19 protein-coding genes are annotated in these 20,170 nt (G+C 40.8%); all 19 read right to left on the bottom strand.

The genetic code is table 11. The features are described from left to right. Nucleotides 1–141 precede the first annotated feature (141 nt). The 19 genes from H9649_RS03245 to rnpM all read right to left on the bottom strand — a co-directional run bounded on the left by H9649_RS03245 (nucleotide 142) and on the right by rnpM (nucleotide 20,148). Nucleotides 142–1,209: a BMP family lipoprotein gene (locus H9649_RS03245; RefSeq protein WP_191693278.1), complete on the bottom strand. Its 1,068-nt coding sequence runs from the start codon at nucleotides 1,207–1,209 to the stop codon at nucleotides 142–144. A gap of 99 nt (nucleotides 1,210–1,308) precedes the next feature. After that, nucleotides 1,309–2,037, bottom strand: coding sequence for a GntR family transcriptional regulator (locus tag H9649_RS03240; RefSeq protein WP_191693277.1), 729 nt, complete (start codon nucleotides 2,035–2,037; stop codon nucleotides 1,309–1,311). Nucleotides 2,038–2,196: 159 nt separating this feature from the next. Then, nucleotides 2,197–4,554: a DNA translocase FtsK gene (locus tag H9649_RS03235; protein ID WP_191693276.1), complete on the bottom strand. Its 2,358-nt coding sequence runs from the start codon at nucleotides 4,552–4,554 to the stop codon at nucleotides 2,197–2,199. Nucleotides 4,555–4,657: 103 nt separating this feature from the next. Then, complete coding sequence (locus H9649_RS03230) at nucleotides 4,658–6,325, bottom strand: ribonuclease J (RefSeq protein WP_191693275.1); 1,668 nt, start codon at nucleotides 6,323–6,325, stop codon at nucleotides 4,658–4,660. A gap of 268 nt (nucleotides 6,326–6,593) precedes the next feature. Next, complete coding sequence (gene dapA / locus H9649_RS03225; RefSeq protein WP_191693274.1) at nucleotides 6,594–7,469, bottom strand: 4-hydroxy-tetrahydrodipicolinate synthase; 876 nt, start codon at nucleotides 7,467–7,469, stop codon at nucleotides 6,594–6,596. 49 nt (nucleotides 7,470–7,518) lie between these two features. Beyond that, entirely contained in the window at nucleotides 7,519–8,556 is a 1,038-nt protein-coding gene (locus tag H9649_RS03220; protein ID WP_191693273.1) for an aspartate-semialdehyde dehydrogenase, read from the bottom strand. A 167-nt stretch (nucleotides 8,557–8,723) separates the two neighbouring features. Beyond that, nucleotides 8,724–9,308, bottom strand: a complete 585-nt coding sequence (locus H9649_RS03215) for a dipicolinate synthase subunit B (protein ID WP_191693272.1) — start codon at nucleotides 9,306–9,308, stop codon at nucleotides 8,724–8,726. Nucleotides 9,309–9,320: 12 nt separating this feature from the next. After that, nucleotides 9,321–10,103, bottom strand: coding sequence for a hypothetical protein (locus H9649_RS03210; protein WP_191693271.1), 783 nt, complete (start codon nucleotides 10,101–10,103; stop codon nucleotides 9,321–9,323). After that, on the bottom strand, nucleotides 10,084–10,362 hold the full coding sequence (locus tag H9649_RS03205; RefSeq protein WP_191693270.1) for a YlmC/YmxH family sporulation protein: 279 nt from the start codon (nucleotides 10,360–10,362) through the stop codon (nucleotides 10,084–10,086). The genes H9649_RS03210 and H9649_RS03205 overlap by 20 nt, the downstream gene beginning before the upstream one ends. Before the next feature lie 61 nt (nucleotides 10,363–10,423). Next, the gene (locus H9649_RS03200) at nucleotides 10,424–11,668 is read right to left on the bottom strand and encodes a M16 family metallopeptidase (protein WP_191693269.1); all 1,245 of its coding nucleotides are present in this window, start codon (nucleotides 11,666–11,668) and stop codon (nucleotides 10,424–10,426) included. A gap of 94 nt (nucleotides 11,669–11,762) precedes the next feature. Then, on the bottom strand, nucleotides 11,763–13,886 hold the full coding sequence (pnp, locus tag H9649_RS03195) for a polyribonucleotide nucleotidyltransferase (protein WP_191693268.1): 2,124 nt from the start codon (nucleotides 13,884–13,886) through the stop codon (nucleotides 11,763–11,765). A gap of 181 nt (nucleotides 13,887–14,067) precedes the next feature. Then, complete coding sequence (gene rpsO, locus H9649_RS03190; RefSeq protein ID WP_191693267.1) at nucleotides 14,068–14,337, bottom strand: 30S ribosomal protein S15; 270 nt, start codon at nucleotides 14,335–14,337, stop codon at nucleotides 14,068–14,070. A gap of 155 nt (nucleotides 14,338–14,492) precedes the next feature. Beyond that, nucleotides 14,493–15,440 carry a bifunctional riboflavin kinase/FAD synthetase gene (locus H9649_RS03185; RefSeq protein WP_191693266.1) on the bottom strand — a complete coding sequence of 316 codons (948 nt, stop codon included), beginning with the start codon at nucleotides 15,438–15,440 and terminating at the stop codon, nucleotides 14,493–14,495. A gap of 10 nt (nucleotides 15,441–15,450) precedes the next feature. After that, on the bottom strand, nucleotides 15,451–16,362 hold the full coding sequence (truB, locus tag H9649_RS03180) for a tRNA pseudouridine(55) synthase TruB (RefSeq protein ID WP_191693264.1): 912 nt from the start codon (nucleotides 16,360–16,362) through the stop codon (nucleotides 15,451–15,453). 114 nt (nucleotides 16,363–16,476) lie between these two features. Next, nucleotides 16,477–16,824 carry a 30S ribosome-binding factor RbfA gene (gene rbfA, locus H9649_RS03175; protein ID WP_191693262.1) on the bottom strand — a complete coding sequence of 116 codons (348 nt, stop codon included), beginning with the start codon at nucleotides 16,822–16,824 and terminating at the stop codon, nucleotides 16,477–16,479. 22 nt (nucleotides 16,825–16,846) lie between these two features. Beyond that, entirely contained in the window at nucleotides 16,847–17,125 is a 279-nt protein-coding gene (locus H9649_RS03170; RefSeq protein WP_191693260.1) for a DUF503 domain-containing protein, read from the bottom strand. Continuing rightward, nucleotides 17,122–19,548 (bottom strand): translation initiation factor IF-2, encoded by a 2,427-nt coding sequence (infB, locus tag H9649_RS03165; RefSeq protein ID WP_191693258.1) that lies wholly within the window; start codon nucleotides 19,546–19,548, stop codon nucleotides 17,122–17,124. Before infB ends, H9649_RS03170 begins: the two co-directional genes overlap by 4 nt. Continuing rightward, the gene (locus H9649_RS03160) at nucleotides 19,496–19,873 is read right to left on the bottom strand and encodes a YlxQ family RNA-binding protein (RefSeq protein WP_191693256.1); all 378 of its coding nucleotides are present in this window, start codon (nucleotides 19,871–19,873) and stop codon (nucleotides 19,496–19,498) included. Before H9649_RS03160 ends, infB begins: the two co-directional genes overlap by 53 nt. Further along, entirely contained in the window at nucleotides 19,870–20,148 is a 279-nt protein-coding gene (gene rnpM, locus H9649_RS03155; protein ID WP_191693254.1) for an RNase P modulator RnpM, read from the bottom strand. The genes H9649_RS03160 and rnpM overlap by 4 nt, the downstream gene beginning before the upstream one ends. Nucleotides 20,149–20,170 lie beyond the last annotated feature (22 nt).

Below are 20,170 nucleotides of genomic sequence, written 5' to 3'. Positions count from 1 at the left end.
GTAATAATTATTTGATTATTTTATTCAATGAAAAATTGACACAATAAAAGATTTTCGTAAAAACCTTTTAGTCTATCAATTTTGCTGCGATAAGAAGTAAACAACAAAAGCCGGAATGAACCGGCCTTTGTTGTTTTGTTATTATTTAGCGAATTCAGGTACTTCGATTTCACCATCTGCAATCTTTTGTTTGTATTCTTCCACTTGATCAAGCACGTCTTGTGGAATTGCACCGCGTGAATCTGCAAGAGCTACACCATCATCATGAAGACCGTAGACTTTTGTTTCACCACCAGGGAATTTACCTTCTTTAGCAAGGTTAGAGATATCCTGAACAGCAACATCAACACGCTTCAACATAGAAGTCAATGTAATGTTCTCTTCACCAACTTTACCTTCTTCATACTGGTCAGAGTCAACACCGATTACCCATACATCAGCATTCTTATCTGCTTCTTTACGTTCTTTTGCTTCAGAGAATACACCATTTCCAGTTCCGCCAGCAGCGTGGAAGATGATATCAATTCCTGAAGAGTACATACGACCTGCAGCAGCTTTTCCTAATGCCGCATCATCAAATGAACCTGTATACTTAACATCTACTTTCAAGTCAGGCTTAACTGCAGCAACACCTGCTACAAATCCTGCTTCAAAGCGTTCGATAACTGGAATTTCCATACCACCAACAAAACCGATCTTATCAGTTTTTGTCATTAATGCAGCAGCTACCCCAGCAAGGTAAGCACCTTCTTGTTCTTTAAACAAGATGCTTGCAACGTTTGGTTGGTCTACTACGCCATCAATAATTGCGTAGTTTGTTTCTTTCTGTTGCTCAGCAATTGTATTAATCGCATCTTCCATTAAGAAACCTACACCGAATACTAAGTCGAAATCACGACGTGTAAGCGCGTTCAAGTTTGGAGTGTAGTCAGAATCATCTTTCGATTGAAGGTATGCGTATCCACCATCTCCTTCAGACATATTATGATCTTTACCGAACTGTTTGATTCCTTCCCAAGCTGACTGGTTGAATGACTTGTCATCGATACCACCGACGTCAGTAACCATAGCGATTGAGAAATCTGAAGCGTTGCCGCCTGTTGAAGATGAAGTATCTTTTTCTTTGTCTTTGTCCGTACCACACGCACCAAGTAATGCACTTGCTGCTAAAACCAATGATAATGCAAGACCGTATTTACGTTTGCTCACTGATTGGACCCTCCCTGTTTTTTTATTTTGGTATATAAATATGACGTTCGCACGTCTTTAAAGGATATTTGGAAAGTATTCCACTCTCCAAAATTTGCCTTATACCCGTTTTCGCACTACGTGAAAGCTGAATTTATCAGCCCTGAAATAATTCTTTGAGAATAGGACCATTTCGCCTTCTTCGCTATAATGGTATTGAATTAGTACTAGTAAAGGGATGTCCACTCCACATCTCAAAATTGAAGATGCTTCATCATCATAGCCTATAGGCTCAATATTAGCCACAGCTTGATTAATCCTAATTTTACCCGACTTCTCAATTGAATCGAAAATGGATTCATTTAATAAAACATCTGTACCCATTTCAAGATTTTTGGACAATACATGATCAATACAATATACGACAGGTTCTCCATCTGCTGTTCTTACTCTTTTGATTGTAACAAGTTTGTCATCCCTTTCACAACCGAAATTCCCAATCATATCCTCATTAGGGGTATTTTCTTGTACTTCCATGAAAATCGTTCCTGGTTCCATTCCTGCATCACTAATCATGGAAGAAACACTTGACAAATTTTCAATACCGGAAGAAAAGATAGGTCGTGGATTAACAAATGTACCAACTCCGTGTTTCCGGACGATTACTTTATCTTCCTCCAGTAATCGTAAAGCTTCTCGAAGAGTTGCTCTGCTGACACCTAAGTTCCTTGCTAGTTCAAATTCAGAAGGGAATTTCTCATTTTCTTTGAAAACTCCTGTTTCGATGTCACGTTTTAAACGCTCAATCACTTGAACATAGAGATGTCTTTGATCTGTCTTCACCACCATGTGAATCCTCCTCCTGACGAGGTCAGACCTCTGATGTTTAACGACTGTTCCAATCTTCCATACTATATCATTTTAATCCTACAAAATAAACAACGAAAATGACAAAATATCGAAAGAAGTTGTAAATCGGCTTATATAATGACTCTTTTGTCATGTTTTTCAAACGTGACTATCGGATTCATTTTTTGAAATAAGCACTTGACGTGGCTTACTTCCTTCGGGAGGACCTACTACACCTCTTAATTCCATTTGATCGACAATTCTTGCTGCTCTTGAATAGCCTACTCTGAACCGTCTTTGAAGCATCGAAACTGAAGCCGTCTGCATTTCAGTGACTAGTTGTACTGCTTCATCGTATAAGTCATCCGTTTCTTCATAAGCGGGCACTTCCTCTACTTCTTGTGGAATCATTTCTTCTTGATATTGTGCTTTTTGCTGTTCAATGACAAAGTCGACAATCGCTTCGACTTCCTGGTCCGATACAAAAGCACCTTGTATGCGCACGGGCTTGGATGCACCAGCAGGTAGGAAGAGCATATCCCCACGCCCAAGCAATTTCTCAGCGCCTGATCCATCGAGTATTGTTCTTGAATCAATGGCAGAAGATACTGCAAACGCAATCCGGGATGGAATATTAGCTTTTATAATACCCGTAATGACATCGACACTAGGTCGTTGAGTCGCGATAATCAGATGTATGCCAGCCGCCCTAGCCATTTGCGCTAGACGTGTAATCGAATCTTCGACATCACTTGAAGCAACCATCATCAAATCCGCCAGTTCGTCAACAATAACGACAATGTATGGCATTTTCGGATGTTTCTCATCATTTTCGGAATTCCAAACTTCGATATGGTCGTTATATCCTTCGATATTTCGTGTTCCAGTATGCGAAAACAGCTCATAGCGTCTTTCCATCTCGGAAACAACCTTTTTCAATGCGACAGAAGCTTTTCTTGGATCCGTAACAACTGGAGCCAATAAATGCGGAACTCCATTATAAACATTTAACTCCACCATCTTTGGATCTATCATCATCATTTTCACTTCGTGAGGTTTGGCGCGCATTAAAATGCTTATGATAATGCCATTAATGCAGACACTCTTCCCGCTTCCTGTTGAACCTGCCACAAGTACGTGTGGCATCTTATTCAATTCAGTCATCATTGCCTGCCCTGTAACATCTCTTCCTAACGCTATCATCAATTTTGAATCTGGTCTGTTATTTTCTTTCGCTTCAATGACCTCGCGCAAGCTGACGATGGCGACAGAGCTGTTTGGAACTTCTATTCCAACAGCTGACTTCCCAGGTATAGGTGCTTCTATACGGATACCGCTAGCAGCAAGAGCAAGAGCGATATCATCCGACAAGCTGACGATTCGACTCACTTTCACACCAGTATCAGGAAGAACTTCATATTTAGTAACAGCTGGACCTAAATGAACTTGTGTAACTGTTGCTTTAACACCAAAACTTAAAAATGTCCGTTCTAACTTTTCCGCATTCGCTTGAATTGAATCATATTCTGCGGACTGATCATTAGAAGGCGTTTCCTTTAACAATGATGGTGGTGGTAATATATATGATTCGTTCTCTTCTTCACCTTCTATGACAGAATAGGTTACTTCCTCTTCAATCCCTCGTTCTTTTTCTCCATCTGACTTTCTGACCGGTTCAACTACTATTTGTTGCGTCGCGGTCTGTTCATCGATAGCCGATTCCTTATTGACGCGTTCATTAAATGCCGAAATAATCGGTTTAGAAATGACTTGGTCAGTAAGTTCAATATCTCTTTCGTTGTCTGTAGATATATCGACAGGTAAGGATTTTTTTGAGCGTGTTTTTTTACTTTCTATATTTTGCGGCATTTTTTTAATTGGTTTCTTCTCTTTCTTCTCGAAAAGTGATAGAAGAGACTTTTTTATATTCGGATAATGTTCAGCAATGTAAGGAACGAGAGCTTTTCCTGTTAATAAGATTAGACCAATGCTTAACAATAGCACTCCTGCAACTGTTGCTCCTGCTGAATCGAATAATGCATGGAACAAAGCAAATAAGAGAGCCCCTCCTAATCCTCCACCTAAAGCTCCACTTCTAGACGTAATTCCTTCATTTGTTATAAGTACTTTCCACGTTTCTTTAATCGCAGAATTAGACATGAGTAGTTTACTTTCATACAGTTCTTTAAATAGATGAATATGGCTGAATAATAGCAGACTCGCCAGAACAAAAAGACTTCCACCGACAATACGGTTTTTCCAACCAATCGACTTTCTTTTGACCATAAAAAGCAATGCTTGGACAATTAATAAAAAAGGTAAAGCACCATGCCAGTTGCCAAATAACAGTCTTGAAAATGAGGAAAGGCTTCTTCCGACAATTCCATATTCAAATATTATAATAATTGCAAGTCCAATCATTGTAATCCCGGCTACTTCAAAGAGTAGTGGACTAGGTTCCTTTTGCTTCTTTTTATTGCCACCTGTCTTTTTTCTCTTCTTTGTTTTTTTCGACATTTTCCTCCTCCTTTCGCAAAAAGGATTTCCTGCCGTACAGACGGCTTGGAAATCCTTTTTGTATGTCATGATAGCCGTCCGTTGCCGACGGTTTTATTCCGTTTTAGTATTCCATGATGATTGGGATGATCATTGGTCTTCTTTTAGTTTGTTGGAACAAATATGAACTTAATGTATCGCGAATCTCTTGTTTAATGTTTGTCCATTCAAACGTATCTTTATTCACATATTTCTCAACGATTTTACGGACAAGGTTTCTCGATTCCTCAAGAAGCTCTTCAGATTCGCGTACATAGACGAATCCACGTGATACTACTTCTGGACCTGCAGCTATTTTTTTCTGTTTTCGACTAAGTGTAACGACGACGGTAAATATGCCGTCTTGCGAAAGCAGCTTTCTGTCGCGTAAAACGATATTCCCGACATCACCTACGCCGATGCCATCTATTAACACGTTTCCAGCCTGTACACGTCCACTCATTCGCATTTTATCGTTTTTGTATTCAACAATATCGCCTTTGTCCGCAATAAATATTTCGGACTTTTGGAATCCAAGTTGTTGGGCAATTTTCGAATGAGCAATAAGCATTTTATATTCACCTTGAACAGGGATGAAGTATTTAGGTTTCATTAAGTTTAACATCAACTTCAAATCTTCTTGGCTACCGTGACTAGATACATGAACATTCCGCTGAGAAGTAAGAACGTGAGCTCCTGCTTTAGCGAGTTCGTTTGTCATTTGGAACATAGATACTTCCATGCTTGGTGATGGTGTGAATGTAATAAGGACAGTATCTGTTTCTTTAATCTTAATATCTTTATGATGCTTACGAATAATCTTTTCAAGTGCATCTAATGGTTCACCTTGATTGCCTGTCACGATAATAACAACTTGATCATCGCTGTATTTTCCGATGTCTTTCACGGATATAACCATTTCCTCATCGATTTGCAAATAGCCTAAGCGCATTCCTACTTCGAAATAACTTTCTAGACTCTTACCTACAACAGCTACTTTTTTGCCTGTTTCAAGAGCTTTATCAAAGACCTGTTGGATGCGAATGAAATTTGAAGCATACAATGCAACGAGCAACCGGCCTTGTGCAGCGTGAAACGTTTTAGATAATTGCTCTTCAATGACAACCTCAGACGTCGTGTATCCAGGACGTTCCGCTTCAGCAGAATCTGACATGAGGATGAAGACTCCTTCTTCGCCTAATGCCGCCATTTTAGCTATATCGGGACGGTATTTCCCTTTTGCAGACTGATCAAATTTAAATTCTCCAGTATGGACAACCGCACCTTCACTCGTATGGAATACGATTCCAAACGAATCTGGAATGCTGTGAGTCGTATGGAAGAATGTAACATATGTCGACTTGAAGTTCATACGACTTTTATTTGTCACTTCGAAGAATTTTACACCTGCTGGAGCTGGCATATCTTTCAAATGTTCTTTTGCCAATGCTAATGTGAGTTTAGATCCATAAACCGGAGCTTGTACTTTTTGTAGCAAATAAGCAATCGAACCAATTGCATCTTCATGACCATGCGTTAAAAATATTCCTTTTACACGATCTTTATTCTCTTCAATATATGTCATGTCCGGAATGACGATGTCAATGCCTAACATTTCCCCTTCTGGGAACATTAGACCCGCATCAACGATAAATAGCTCATCATCAATTTCGACAACGTACATCGCTTTCCCTATCTCCCCCACTCCACCGAGTGGAATTACTCTAATTACTTCGTTTTTCATTTTCGTCACATTGTTTCCTCCTATACTTTGATTAAAAAGACTGGTGATGGATAATTGACCGTCTATGTATGCTTATGATAATGATACGGCGAATCAATGCATATGCAATACACTATTTATTCGCTAGATCGCCTTACATGCAGACTACTTTGCATGCATCAGCATATGTGATAAATACCCGTCCAGATTGACTATCTTTCATTATACTTGAGAATGCCCTCAGTACACAAACAAAAAAAGCCGGCAAGTTTACCGGCTTAAAATAAATAGTATAAAATTAGGCGTTTTTATAATTCTGCCATACTTCATCAAACAACGATTTTCCTTCTCCAAAATCAGTCAAAGGCATCCGAACTCCACCTGTGTCTATACCTATTACAGATAGTGCATACTTAATTGGAACGGGATTCGGAGCTGAGAAAATAGCCTGGAACAGAGCAAGCAATTTTCTATGGAGATTCGCCGCTTTCTCAGTATCACCAGCTTTAAATGCACTTATCATCTGCTTCATTTCCAGACCGACGATATGGGATGCGACTGAAATGACACCTTCACCACCAATAGATAACAACGGCAACGTCAGAGCATCATCTCCGCTGTATACTTTAAAACTACTATCTGTCCCACTTATAATTTTCGCCATTTGGTCTAAACTACCGCTTGCTTCTTTTACAGCACGGATATTTTTTATTTTTGAAAGTTCAATAACCGTCTCAGGCAACATATTGACTGCAGATCTTCCTGGAATATTATAAAGCAATATTGGCAGACCTGTTTCAGAAGCAATATGTGAGAAATGGGCCACCATACCTTTTTGGTCTGGACGATTATAATAAGGTGTTACGAGCATAACGCCGTCTGCACCTAGCTCTGCGGCCCGAGACGTTAATTTAACTGATTCAGCTGTATTAAACGTCCCTGTGCCCGCAATGACCGGAATTCTTTTATTGACAATTTCAATGACATTACTAAAAACCGTAAATTTCTCGTCATGATTCAATGTCGGAGACTCTCCTGTAGTACCACAAACAATAAGAGAATCAGTACCAGTGGAAATTAAATGCTCAACAAGCTTTTCTGTCAAATCATACTCGACGTTGCCCGCATTAGAAAAAGGGGTTACCATCGCTGTTCCAATTTGACCGAGATCCATTTGATCATCCTTTTTATACTTTATAGGGCTATTCCCGTAAAAAATATACTTACTTGATAAGTTCTTCAGCAATTTGAACGGAATTCAACGCAGCACCTTTAAGCAGATTGTCAGACACAATCCACATATGGAATCCTGTCGGCTGTGTAGGGTCTTTACGAATCCTGCCGACAAACACTTCATCTTTTCCTTCCGCATACAAGGGCATCGGATACAATTGCGAAGAGGGATCGTCTTGTATGACCACTCCAGGCGTTGTTTTAATAGCCGAACGGATATCCTCTACAGAAACATCTTCCCTATTTAATTCAATATATACTGATTCCGAATGGCCAGTAACGACAGGTAGTCGTACACATGTTGCAGCAACAGCAATTTTCTCGTCTGCAAATATCTTTTTCGTTTCATTCATCATCTTCAGTTCTTCCAATGTGTATCCTGATTCATCAAATAGATCGATTTGCGGTATGACATTGAAAGCAATCGGATAATGCTTTTCGGCTGAAGCAGACGGCAGTAGTACCGCTTTAATGTCAGTGCGGCTATCCATTTGAAGACTCTGCTCACTTAGTTCTTCAATCGCTTCGGCTCCCGCTCCAGAAACCGCTTGATAAGTCGATACAATAATTCGGTTTATGCCGAATTTTTCCTTAATCGCTTTCAATGCTGTAACCATTTGGATGGTAGAACAATTAGGATTTGCAATAATGCCATTGTGACGATTAAGTTCGTCAGCGTTTACTTCCGGCACAACAAGCGGTATATCCGCATCCATTCGGAATGCACTTGTGTTATCAATAACAATAGCACCACGTTTCACGGCTTCGTGTGCGAATGTCTGGGAAATGGAACCACCGGCGCTAAAGAATGCGATATCTATACCTTCGAAAGATTCAGGTACCGTTTCTTCAACGATATAATTTTTTCCTTCAACAATAATTTTGGATCCAGCAGATCTCTTTGAAGCTAGCATTTTAATCGACTTAGCTGGAAATTGTCGCTCTACTAACTTTTCAAGAATCTTACCACCTACCGCACCAGTTGCACCAACGATCGCGACGTTCAAATCTTGTTTTTTCAATTCCATCTCCCCTTAACAATTAATAAAGACTCTTGTGTAAATATACAGAGAAGAGTTTAAGGATGCATTACGTAGTAGAACTAACAATGCCCCTATAGCCTTATTCTCTACTAGTACAAGAGTTCATTGGAGGAATTATATCATAATTGAAATGGTTCTGCTTTTGTATTTTTTTATGGATGTATAATGAGCAATGGTTGTAGTTGTCTTTTCTCAAGAGCTGCTGCCGCTGCGGGTACCATCAATGTGAAATCGGAGATCAATGAATTTGGCTTGTTATGTGGATCATCCTGTCCAAAAGGGATGAAAAAGACATTTTTCATATTCAGCAATTTAACAATGTTACCGGCATTTAAACCTAATGCATCATTTGTAGAAATTCCTAATAACACCGGACTGCCATTGCGTAACGTGGCTTTGGCTGCCATGAGCACTGGTGAATCAGTTGCGGCATTTGCTAATTTACTAATTGAATTTCCGGTCATAGGAGCAATAATCATACAATCAACAGGTGACGCGGGACCAAAAGGTTCAGCTCCGACAATCGTTGAAATCACCTTTTGACCTGTCGCCCCCTCAATTTTATCAATCCACTCTTCCCCTGTTCCGAATCGGGTTGCCGCGGTTAAAACAGAATGCGTAATAACAGGTACGACTGTTGCGCCATTAGCCTGCAAATTCTCGATGACCGGAATAATCTGGTCATATGTGCAATGTGAAGCGGTTATTCCAAGACCGATCCTTTTTCCTTGCAGCATTTTATTCCCCTTTCACGCACTATTCATCCTCAGTAGCGCTTTAGCCAACGCATTAGCAGCGTCGATCGGAAAGTGCTTTCCTGGCAAACCGAGGTGTATTGTATAGTATTCATCAGGGGCATTTTCCTTTAGGCAACCAGGTGCAGAAGCAAGATCGAATATGCGTAATTCCTGCTTATCATCTGGTTTCAGCCAACGTGCTGGAACTGTATTGATGAGAGTTTTATGTTCACTTAAGTTAGTAGGGTTGAACTCACAAGTTGTGTAACCGAGAGCGGCCGCTTCACCTAGCTGTTCACTCGACCTTGCCATAATCGCGACTGTACCTCCCATAGCCGAGAGTACTTCAGCCATCATTTTAGCGACTTTTCCAAATCCGGTAATGCAAAACTGTTTTCCGAACACACTTTGCTTAGTTGACTCGTAATACTCTAGCAAAAATCCTTCTGCAGTCAGTCGGGCATTTTCCCAAACATATTCAACCTCTTTGATATATGAATGAACCGGAATGTGTGCTTCTTCATACTTTGAAAGCCATTCGGAGGAAATGATACCTGGATAGACAGTAGCTCCTTTAGGAAACTTTTCTGCTGGTATCATTTCTTCCATTTCGATTATGGGCAAAACAATATGTGATGGTGCAAGCTCGTCAATAAGTGTAGATAATTCGGTAGAAAAGCTGTTACCGTTATAATGATTCGCTTCATAGCCTAAACCTTTCATAATTTTACTGCACGTGGACAAACGTGAATCTGTGCCAATGAATAGCCAACTATTAGTAGTCGTCTTCAACATCAAAATCCCCCATGCTATGTGTTTTTCCAAATAGTATGCGGTGCTCGCCGACTAATACAATTTCACTCCAAGGTATGAACTCTACACTTTCCTGTTCTTTATTGCGAAAAGGCATCCGACTGAATTTTTTCTTTACTTCAAAACCGATAATATCCCCTGTTTTACGATTGAAAATTAAATCAGTATCCGCGAGAAACCCATAACGGACTCCGTCTTCCACTTGTATCAGCTCTTTTTGAGCCATTTCAGATAACAGCATACTCATCCTCCTTGACTAGTCTTACTTATCATATGTCAAGCTATGCTTAAAACTGCCTATTTCAATTTCGCGACTCACATTCTTCAACTTGAGGGGCAATTACAGAAACAGCACGTTCACTATTAAAAATCTCTCTTGCCATTACGATGACGTCTTCTATTTTGACATTATCAATCAATGCAACAACTTCATCCATCGTTTTATGTTCCTGAAGGATTAATTCATTATTCCCGTTACGGTGCATCCGTGATTCAGAACTTTCTAGTCCAAGCAAGAAGCTTCCTTTCAACTGTTCTTTAGCGTTTGATAACTCTCTAGCTGATATCCCGTTCATGACAACATTATTAATGATAGCGTCCATCATTGAGACCATCTCATCCAAGTGCTCTGGAGATGTCCCGCCATAAATGACAAATGAGCCCGTAGATAAGTAGGAAGAGTAATAGGAATAGACCGAATAGGCAAGACCACGTTCTTCACGGATTTCCTGGAACAATCTAGAAGACATTGTTCCACCGATAATACTATCCAGAAGAATCAAGTCATGGAGCCGATGATCTTTCAGTTTTAAACCTGGATAAGCTAAACAAATATGCGCTTGCTCGATATCTTTCATTTTACTTATTGACTTTCCCTGAAAAATCGGAGGTGATTGTTCTTGAGCACGTTCACTCTCTAAAACAGTGAACGTGCCAAAATGCTTTATTACACAATCAATAAGTGTTTCGTTATAGTTACCCGCGACTGAGATTACAATATTTTCTGGTCTATAATGTTCTTTCATATAATCGTTAATCATTTTCTTATCAAATGTTTCAATGGTCTCTTTTATCCCACCGATTGATCTGCCAATTGGATGATCAGGATACATGGCAGCCCACAAGCGTTCATCCACATCATCATCTGGCGTATCTTCTACTGAAGCAATTTCATCTAATATAACCGTCTTTTCTTTTTTCATTTCGTTTTCATCGAACAATGAATTGAAAAACATATCAGCAAGGATGTCTATCGCCTCATTTGCGTGATTGTCTAACACGGTTGTCGTATAGCACGTCAATTCTTTTGATGTGTAGGCGTTGATGTCACCACCCATTCTGTCGAACTGTTCTGCGATCATTTTAGCACTTCTAGTCGGTGTTCCTTTAAATAGCATATGCTCAATGAAATGAGAGAGGCCCCATTCCCCCTCCTTTTCATATGCCGAACCTGCTTTCACCCAAATTCCAATAGCAACCGAACGAACATACGGCATCTTTTCATGCACAATTCTCGCTCCGTTTTCACATATATGCTTATTTATCAAACAGTTCATCCTCCTTTTGTTTTCGAAAGAACAAAAAGCCTCCCTCTTCATTGATGCAAAGTGGGGGCTTTTTATTATAGAGTATGCGATTGAATTACGCGTTATTTTCTTTTTCAGCTGCTTCTTTTTCTTCTTTAACTACAATCTTGCGAGATAGATTGACGCGTCCTTGGTTGTCGATTTCAATAACCTTAACCATTAGTTCATCATCTAACTTCAATACATCTTCAACAGCTTTTGTACGTTCTTCCTGAATTTCAGAAATATGAAGTAAGCCATCTTTACCTGGGAAGATTTCTACGAATGCTCCGAATTTCTCGATTCGTTTTACTTTTCCTAAATGATACTCCCCAACTTTCGCCTCGCGTACGATATTCTCAATCATCGCTTTCGCTTTTGCGTTCATCGGCGAATCAGGTGAAGAAATGTAAATTGTTCCATCTTGCTCCGTATCAATTTTGACGCCAGTTTCTTCAATGATCTTATTAATCACTTTACCACCAGGTCCAATTACATCACGGATTTTGTCTGGATTAATGTGGATCATAATAATTTTCGGTGCATATGCAGACAATTCTTCACTTGGTGTAGAAATTGTTGAAAGCATATGATCAAGAATCTTCATACGGCCAATTTTCGCTTGTGTTAATGATTCTTCAAGAATCTCGCGGGAAAGACCGTCAATTTTAATATCCATCTGCAAAGCTGTAATTCCTTTTTCTGTTCCAGCAACTTTGAAGTCCATATCTCCTAAGTGGTCTTCCATACCTTGGATATCCGAAAGGACAGAATAGTTTTCACCTTTTTTGACTAGTCCCATAGCAATTCCAGCTACTGGTGCTTTAATTGGAACACCTGCATTCATCATTGCCATTGTGGATGCACAGATGGACGCCTGAGATGAAGAACCATTCGATTCAAGTACTTCTGCCACTAGACGGATTGTGTAAGGGAAATCCGTTTCCTCTGGAAGAATTGCTTCAAGGGCACGCTCACCAAGTGCACCATGACCAATTTCACGACGACCCGGACCACGGATCGGACCTGTTTCACCGACACTGAAATTAGGGAAGTTATAATGATGCATGAAACGCTTAGATTCCTCAAGACCAAGTCCATCAATAATCTGCACTTCGCCAAGTGCACCTAATGTACAAACACTCAATGCCTGAGTTTGTCCACGCGTGAACAACCCTGAACCGTGTGTACGTGGAAAAATACCGACTTCGGAAGACAATGGGCGGATTTCATCCAAACCACGACCATCAGGACGGACTTTTTCATCAGTAATAAGGCGACGGACTTCCTCTTTAACGAGATGATCCAACACGCTTTTCACTTGCTTCATTTTATCGTCATCAGCTTCTGCTTCAGTATATTGATCAATAATATCATTTTTCACTGCAGTAATCGCTTCTTCACGGGCATGCTTCTCTTCCGTTTGGATAGCGCTGATTAAGTCTGCTTCACATTTCACTTTAACTTCATTTAATACATCTTCATCCAGTTGGAATAATGTGATTTCCATTTTTTCTTTGCCGACTTCGGCAATGATTGTTTCTTGGAATTCGATAAGTTTAATGATTTGTTCGTGACCGAACATGATCGCTTCTAAAATAATATCTTCAGCGACTTCCTTCGCACCTGCTTCAACCATGTTAATGGCATCTTTCGTTCCAGCTACAACGAGGTCAAGATCACTTTTAGCTAGCTGATCTGGAGTAGGGTTAATGATGAATTCACCATTGATACGTCCGATTTGAACACCTGCAATCGGACCTTCAAACGGGATGTCGGAAATGGATAACGCAAGGGATGAACCAAGCATTGCTGCCATTTCTGATGTACAGTTCTGATCAACAGACATGACAAGAGAGATCACTTGTACATCGTTACGGAATCCGTCAGCAAATAATGGACGGATTGGACGGTCGATGAGACGGCTCGTTAGAACTGCTTTTTCTGATGGTCGTCCTTCACGTTTGATGAAACCTCCAGGAATTTTACCGACTGCATACATTCTTTCCTCATAGTTCACTGTCAAAGGGAAGAAATCAAGCGGTTTCGGCTTCTTAGAAGCGGTTGCTGTCGACAATACTGTAGAATCGCCGTAACGTACGAGTACAGCACCGTTTGCCTGCTTAGCAAGTTGACCCGTTTCAATCGTCAACGGTCTTCCAGCCCACTCAAATGAATATACTTTTTTCTGATCTGTCATTGTGTTTCTCCTCTCCTATTTAAAACTTGCCCAACAATCATACGTTGTATGTATTTAGTAGTAGTGTATCAAAAAAAATGTGCTTATGCGAAAAATAGCTTGATTAATTGAAAAGAAAAGTATTTAGTCGAATGACTCAATAAAAAAAAGCGGGCAAGGCCCGCTTTCCGTATCCATCTTATTAACGGCGAAGGCCGAGTTTTGCAATAAGATCACGATAACGTTGAACATCAGTTTCACGTAAGAACTTTAGAAGTCTTTTACGTGTACCGACCATCTTAAGAAGTCCACGACGTGAGTGGTGATCCTTCTTGTGAGTCTGTAAGTGTGTGTTCAAGCTATTGATCTCTTCAGTAAGGATAGCGATCTGCACGTCGGCAGACCCAGTATCGTTTTCGTGAATTTTGAACTCGTTGATCAATTCATGTTTACGCTCTTGTGTAATAGCCATCCTATTCACCTCCTAATTTCTATGAAATATCCCCGAATCCCGAGCAATCGTTGGTGACTCGATTCGCCAAGGAAAGGTTAGTGCGATTGCACTGATTTATCATATCATGTGTATCATTCAGATGCAATAAAGATGCGAAAAGACTTTAGTCATAATCATTGTCTTTTACTCAACAGTCGTTTTGCGGTCTCTTTGTCTTTTCCGATTTGCTTAATAAGTTCCTCTATGGAATTAAATTTCACTTCGCCCCTAATATAAGCGATCCAGTCAATCTTCACTTTAACTCCGTAGATTTCTTCATCAAAATCGATGATATGAACTTCGACAGTCGTCGACATCGTGCCGGGATCATGGAAAGTTGGCTTTTTGCCAACATTGCAGACACCGCCATAACTTTTGCCGTCGAAATCAATAAGGACAGCATATACGCCGTTTGAGGGGATAATTGAGCTTTCATCATAAGCGATATTTGCTGTTGGGAAACCGAGTTGTCTTCCCCTCTTTTCCCCATGGACTACGATGCCTTCAGTGCTAAATGGTCTACCAAGTAATTCAGCCGTCTTTTGGACATCGCCTTGCGAAAGAAGTTTCCGAATTCGAGTTGAGGAAATCTTATCATCGGTATCTTTTACTTTATCAATAGTCGTCGTGCTATAAGCTCCGCCAGCAAGAAATGCCATCTGCTCCATTGTCCCAGCACCTTTTGAACCGAAAGTAAAATCGAAGCCTGCTGCTACGTGCTTAACTCCGAGCTTTTTAATAAATAACTCGACGAACTGTTCAGGAGACAAGGAAGCAAGCTCCCAATCAAATTTGACGATGAATAATGTGTCGACACCCATCTCTTCCAATAGCCTTATTTTCTCAGCATATTGTGTTATGTAGCCAACTTTATGTTTCCCACTTTGAAACAGATGTGAAGGATGCGGATCAAATGTCATGACAGCTGATCGTATACCAAGCTCAATTGCTTTTTGTTTCGCTTCACCGATTACAATTTGATGACCTTTATGTAAGCCGTCAAAAAAACCGATAGCTATTGAATAAGGTCCTTTATCGTCAATTGTGGCATTTTCCGGGTAAGTTAAATGATAGATTTCCATGGATTTCCCCCTAGCTGTTGAATGGAAACATCTTTTCAGGTTTCATCAGATTTTCTTTTGTCGGATGATTTTTATAGACAGCGACAGCTTTCTCTGAAGTTGTGAATACGATGTGTTCGTCTGTCTTAAGTATTGGATGTTGTTCCAAAACCTGTCCATTTATAATTTTATCATATAAGTCAGCCTCAATTTCCACAAACTTAAATGCGGTAAGCGCATTTTCCAACGGTCTAATATGAGTATGTAATTGATGATGTTCTTTAGCTGAAGCAACTTCTTGTAAAGTTAGGCAATCCTTCTTTGTGAAATTTCCCGATGCAGTCCGTACAAGGCTTGCCATATGTGCAGGATAGCCAAGTATTTCGCCAATTTGAACTGAAAGTGTGCGGATATATGTTCCTTTACTGCAGGCAACACGAATTGAGAATTGAATTTCTTCCCCTTCAAACAGTTCACGATCATCAAGAAGTTCTATTTGATGAATGATTACTGTTCGCTCAGGTCTTTCTACTTCTATTCCTTTTCTTGCATATTCGTATAACCTCTTGCCGTTCACTTTGACAGCAGAATACATCGGTGGTATCTGGGTAATTTCTCCGGTCAGTTCTCCAAGTGCTGCAAGTAGCTCTTTACGATTAAATGACTTGAATGTTTTATTGTGTTCAACGATTGCGCCGTCCGCATCTTCTGTTTCAGTTGAAGCACCGATAGAAACTGTGGCGATATATTCTTTTCCTGCATCTGTTATATATTCGGCGACTTTAGTTGCTTGACCTATGCATATAGGCAGGACACCTTCTACACTTGGATCTAATGTACCAGTATGCCCGACTCGTTTCATTCCAAGTATTTTGCGAAGTTTAAATACACAGTCATGTGAGGTCATCCCTTTTTCTTTCCACAACGGAAGTATACCGTCCATACACTACACCTCGTTTCTTCATAATAAATTGAAATTCACACTATTGATTTATATTTACTTATAAAAACGGAGGAAGCCGGAAAGTCCAATAGGACACCGACTTCCTCCAATTGCTCATTCTTCTTCAGTTTTCACTTGACGAAGTAACGATTCGATACGGTTGCCGTATGCAACGGATTCATCGAAAGCAAATTCGATTTCCGGAGTTATACGGAGTCTGATCCGCTGGCCGATTTCTGAGCGGATGAAACCTTTTGCTTTTGAAAGACCTGCCAATGTGGCTTCTTTCTCAGCATCAGATCCCAGCACGGAAATGTATATTGTCGATTGTTGAAGATCGCCAGTCACTTCTACATCAGTCACTGTGACGAATCCGATTCTTGGATCCTTCAGTTTTTGACCGATGATGCTACCAAGCTCTTTCTTCATCTGTTCAGCGACACGGTTCGCACGCATAGACATGGATGGTCACCCCTATTCAATATCAATAGTACTCAAGTCGAAGATCGGTCATTTCCCATTCAGGATTTGACTCGAGGAACCGAATGGCTCTTTTAGTCTCCCCTTCGGCCGCAGCTTTTACTGAAGCGACCGAAACGAGAGCAAGTGTCGTTCGCTGCCATAAGTCTTGATGATCGATTTCTGCTATTGAGACATTAAATTCATTTTTAACACGATCGGTCATTTTTTTCAAAATGGACCGCTTGCCTTTCAAGGAATGCACATCTGGTATGAAGAATATACATTCTGCGTATATAATCATGTCCGTTTAATTTCCTGCATGATAAATCCTTCGAAAATATCGCCTTCTTTGATATCGTTGAAGTTTTTAATTGTGATACCACATTCGTATCCTTTAGCGACTTCTTTTACATCGTCTTTAAAGCGTTTTAATGTGTCTAATTCGCCTTCGAAAATTACGACGTTGTCGCGAAGTACGCGTACGCTTGCATCACGTGTAAGCTTACCATCAATAACATAACTTCCGGCAATTGTACCGATTTTAGAAACTTTGAATGTTTCACGCACTTCAGCTTGACCAATAACTTTTTCCTCGTATTCAGGATCAAGCATACCTTTCATAGCTGATTCGATTTCTTCAATTACTTTATAGATGACTTTATGCAGACGAATATCTACACCTTCCGCTTCAGCTGCACGTTTCGCATTTACATCAGGTCTTACGTTAAAACCGATAACAATTGCATTAGATGCTGCAGCTAGTGAAATATCGGATTCGTTGATGGCGCCGGCACCTGTATGGATGATTTTTACGTTGACACCTTCTACTTCAATCTTCATAAGTGAAGCTGCCATCGCTTCTACAGTACCTTGAACATCTGCTTTGACGATTAAGTTCAATTCTTTCATTTCACCTTGTTTCATCTGATCAAAGAGATTGTCGAGTGTGACACGTGTATTCTCACCGCGTTGTTCTACTAGTGCGTCTCCAGCTCTGGATTCAGCAATTTGACGTGCTGTCTTCTCATCTTCGAATACGACAAAACGATCTCCAGCCTGAGGTACACCACTTAAACCAGTAATTTCAACTGGAGTGGATGGACCTGCTTCTTTTACGCGTCTGCCTATGTCATTGATCATTGCACGAACTCTACCGTACGTATTACCGACAACAATCGGATCACCGACGCGTAAAGTACCATCTTGCACAAGCAGTGTTGCTACAGATCCGCGACCGCGGTCAAGCTGTGCTTCAATAACTGAACCTTTGGCCTTGATATTTTTACTAGCTTTCAATTCGCCTACTTCTGATACTAGCAGAACCATTTCAAGCAATTGATCAATTCCATCACCTTTTAATGCTGAAATTGGAACAAAAATCGTATCTCCACCCCATGCTTCGGATAGAAGGCCATGCTCAGTCAATTCCTGCATAACACGATCTGGATTAGCTGAAGGTTTATCCATCTTATTTACGGCAACAATAATTGGAACTTCTGCCGCTTTAGCATGATTAATCGCTTCGATTGTCTGTGGCATTACACCGTCATCAGCCGCTACAACCAAAATAGTGATGTCAGTAACTTTCGCACCACGTGCACGCATCGTAGTGAAAGCTGCGTGGCCTGGTGTATCTAAGAATGTGATTTGTTTACCTTCAACTTCGATTTGGTAAGCCCCAATATGCTGAGTAATACCACCCGCTTCACCTTGAGTTACCTTCGTATCGCGGATCGAGTCAAGCAAAGTCGTTTTACCATGGTCAACGTGACCCATAATTGTGACGACTGGAGGTCTTTCAGTTTGGATGCCTTCAACTTCTTCAGGTTCTTCAAAATAGATTTCAAGATCTGTTTTATCGATACGGATTTCTTCTTCTACTTCCACACCATAATCCGCACAAATTAGTTCAATTGCATCTTTATCCAATTCTTGGTTAATTGTCGCCATGACACCAAGCATGAATAATTTTTTAATAATTTCAGACGGCTCGCGATGTAACTTTTTCGCAAGTTCTCCGACTGTAAGTGATTCGTAAAAAGTGATTTTTTCTGGTAATGGTAATTCAACTTTCGGCATTGGAGCCGGACGGTGTCTTCTGCGCCCTTGGTTTATGCCTCGTGCCGGAGGTCTTCCACCGCGACCTGCAGGACGATTACCACCAGGTCCACTTTGACCACCTGGACGTTGTTGTCCTTGAGCTGGACGGTTGTTGCCGCCTCCTTGCGTTCCTTGACCTGGACGTTGATGACCTTGAGCAGGACGCTTGCCGCCACCTTGCGTTCCTTGACCAGGACGTTGTTGGCCTTGAGCTGGACGGTTGCCGCCTGCTTGCGCTCCTTGACCTGGACGTTGTTGACTTTGAGCGGGACGGTTGCCGCTTCCTTGCGCTCCTTGACCTGGACGTTGTTGACTTTGAGCGGGACGGTTGCTGCCTCCTTGCGATCCTTGGCCTGGACGTTGTTGTCCTTGCGAAGAACGGTTAGGTTGACCCGTCGCCGGACGTGATGGAGCCGAATTATTTGGAACAGCATTCGGCTTATCAGCAGGTTTAGCAGTAGAATTACCTTTACTGAAACGTTGGTTCAATTTCGTCGTTGCGTCCTTGTCTAACATTGACATATGGTTTGAAACATTCACATTTAATTTCCCAAGCTCCTCGATGATTTCTTTACTCGACCGATTCACCTGTTTCGCGTATTCGTGTACACGTATCTTCGTCATTAGCCCACCCCCGGTTATATTCGTTGAGGAGCCCGGATATCTTTCCGGCAAAACCGGTATCCGTTAACGCGAGTACGACCCGCGACTCTTTCCCGATTGCATGACCGAGAGCTTCACGGCTCCCGAATTCATGCTTCTCAACGTTGTAAAAATTACATTTGTCATTCATTTTCTTCAGCGTGTTTTTCGACGCATCTTCAGCGACAATAACTAAACTCGCATTGCCTGCCCGTACTTCTTTTAATACAAGCTCTTCGCCTGTAATTAACATTCTTGCCCTTGCTGCCATGCCTAACATTTGAAAGATCTTTATAGGATGATTCATTTTAATGCCTCACGACGGATAGCATGAAGAAGGTCATTGTAAACTTCTTCAGGAACGGAAGTCCCGAGTTGGCTTTCTACCGACCGATTGCGTTTAGCATTTTCAACAGCTGATTCAGTTTTTGAGACATATGTGCCGCGACCTGACTTTTTGCCTGTTAGGTCAACTGAAACTTCACCATCTTTTGTACGAACGATACGAATCATATCTTTTTTTGGAAGCATCTCGCCAGTTGACGCACATTTACGCAAAGGCACTTTCTTTTTGCTCGTCATAGACGATCATCCTTTCTTTCAC

The sequence above is a fragment of the Sporosarcina quadrami genome, from assembly GCF_014836615.1.
In the GTDB taxonomy this organism is placed as follows: domain Bacteria; phylum Bacillota; class Bacilli; order Bacillales_A; family Planococcaceae; genus Sporosarcina; species Sporosarcina quadrami.
This window is presented reverse-complemented; position numbering and strand designations above follow the sequence as displayed.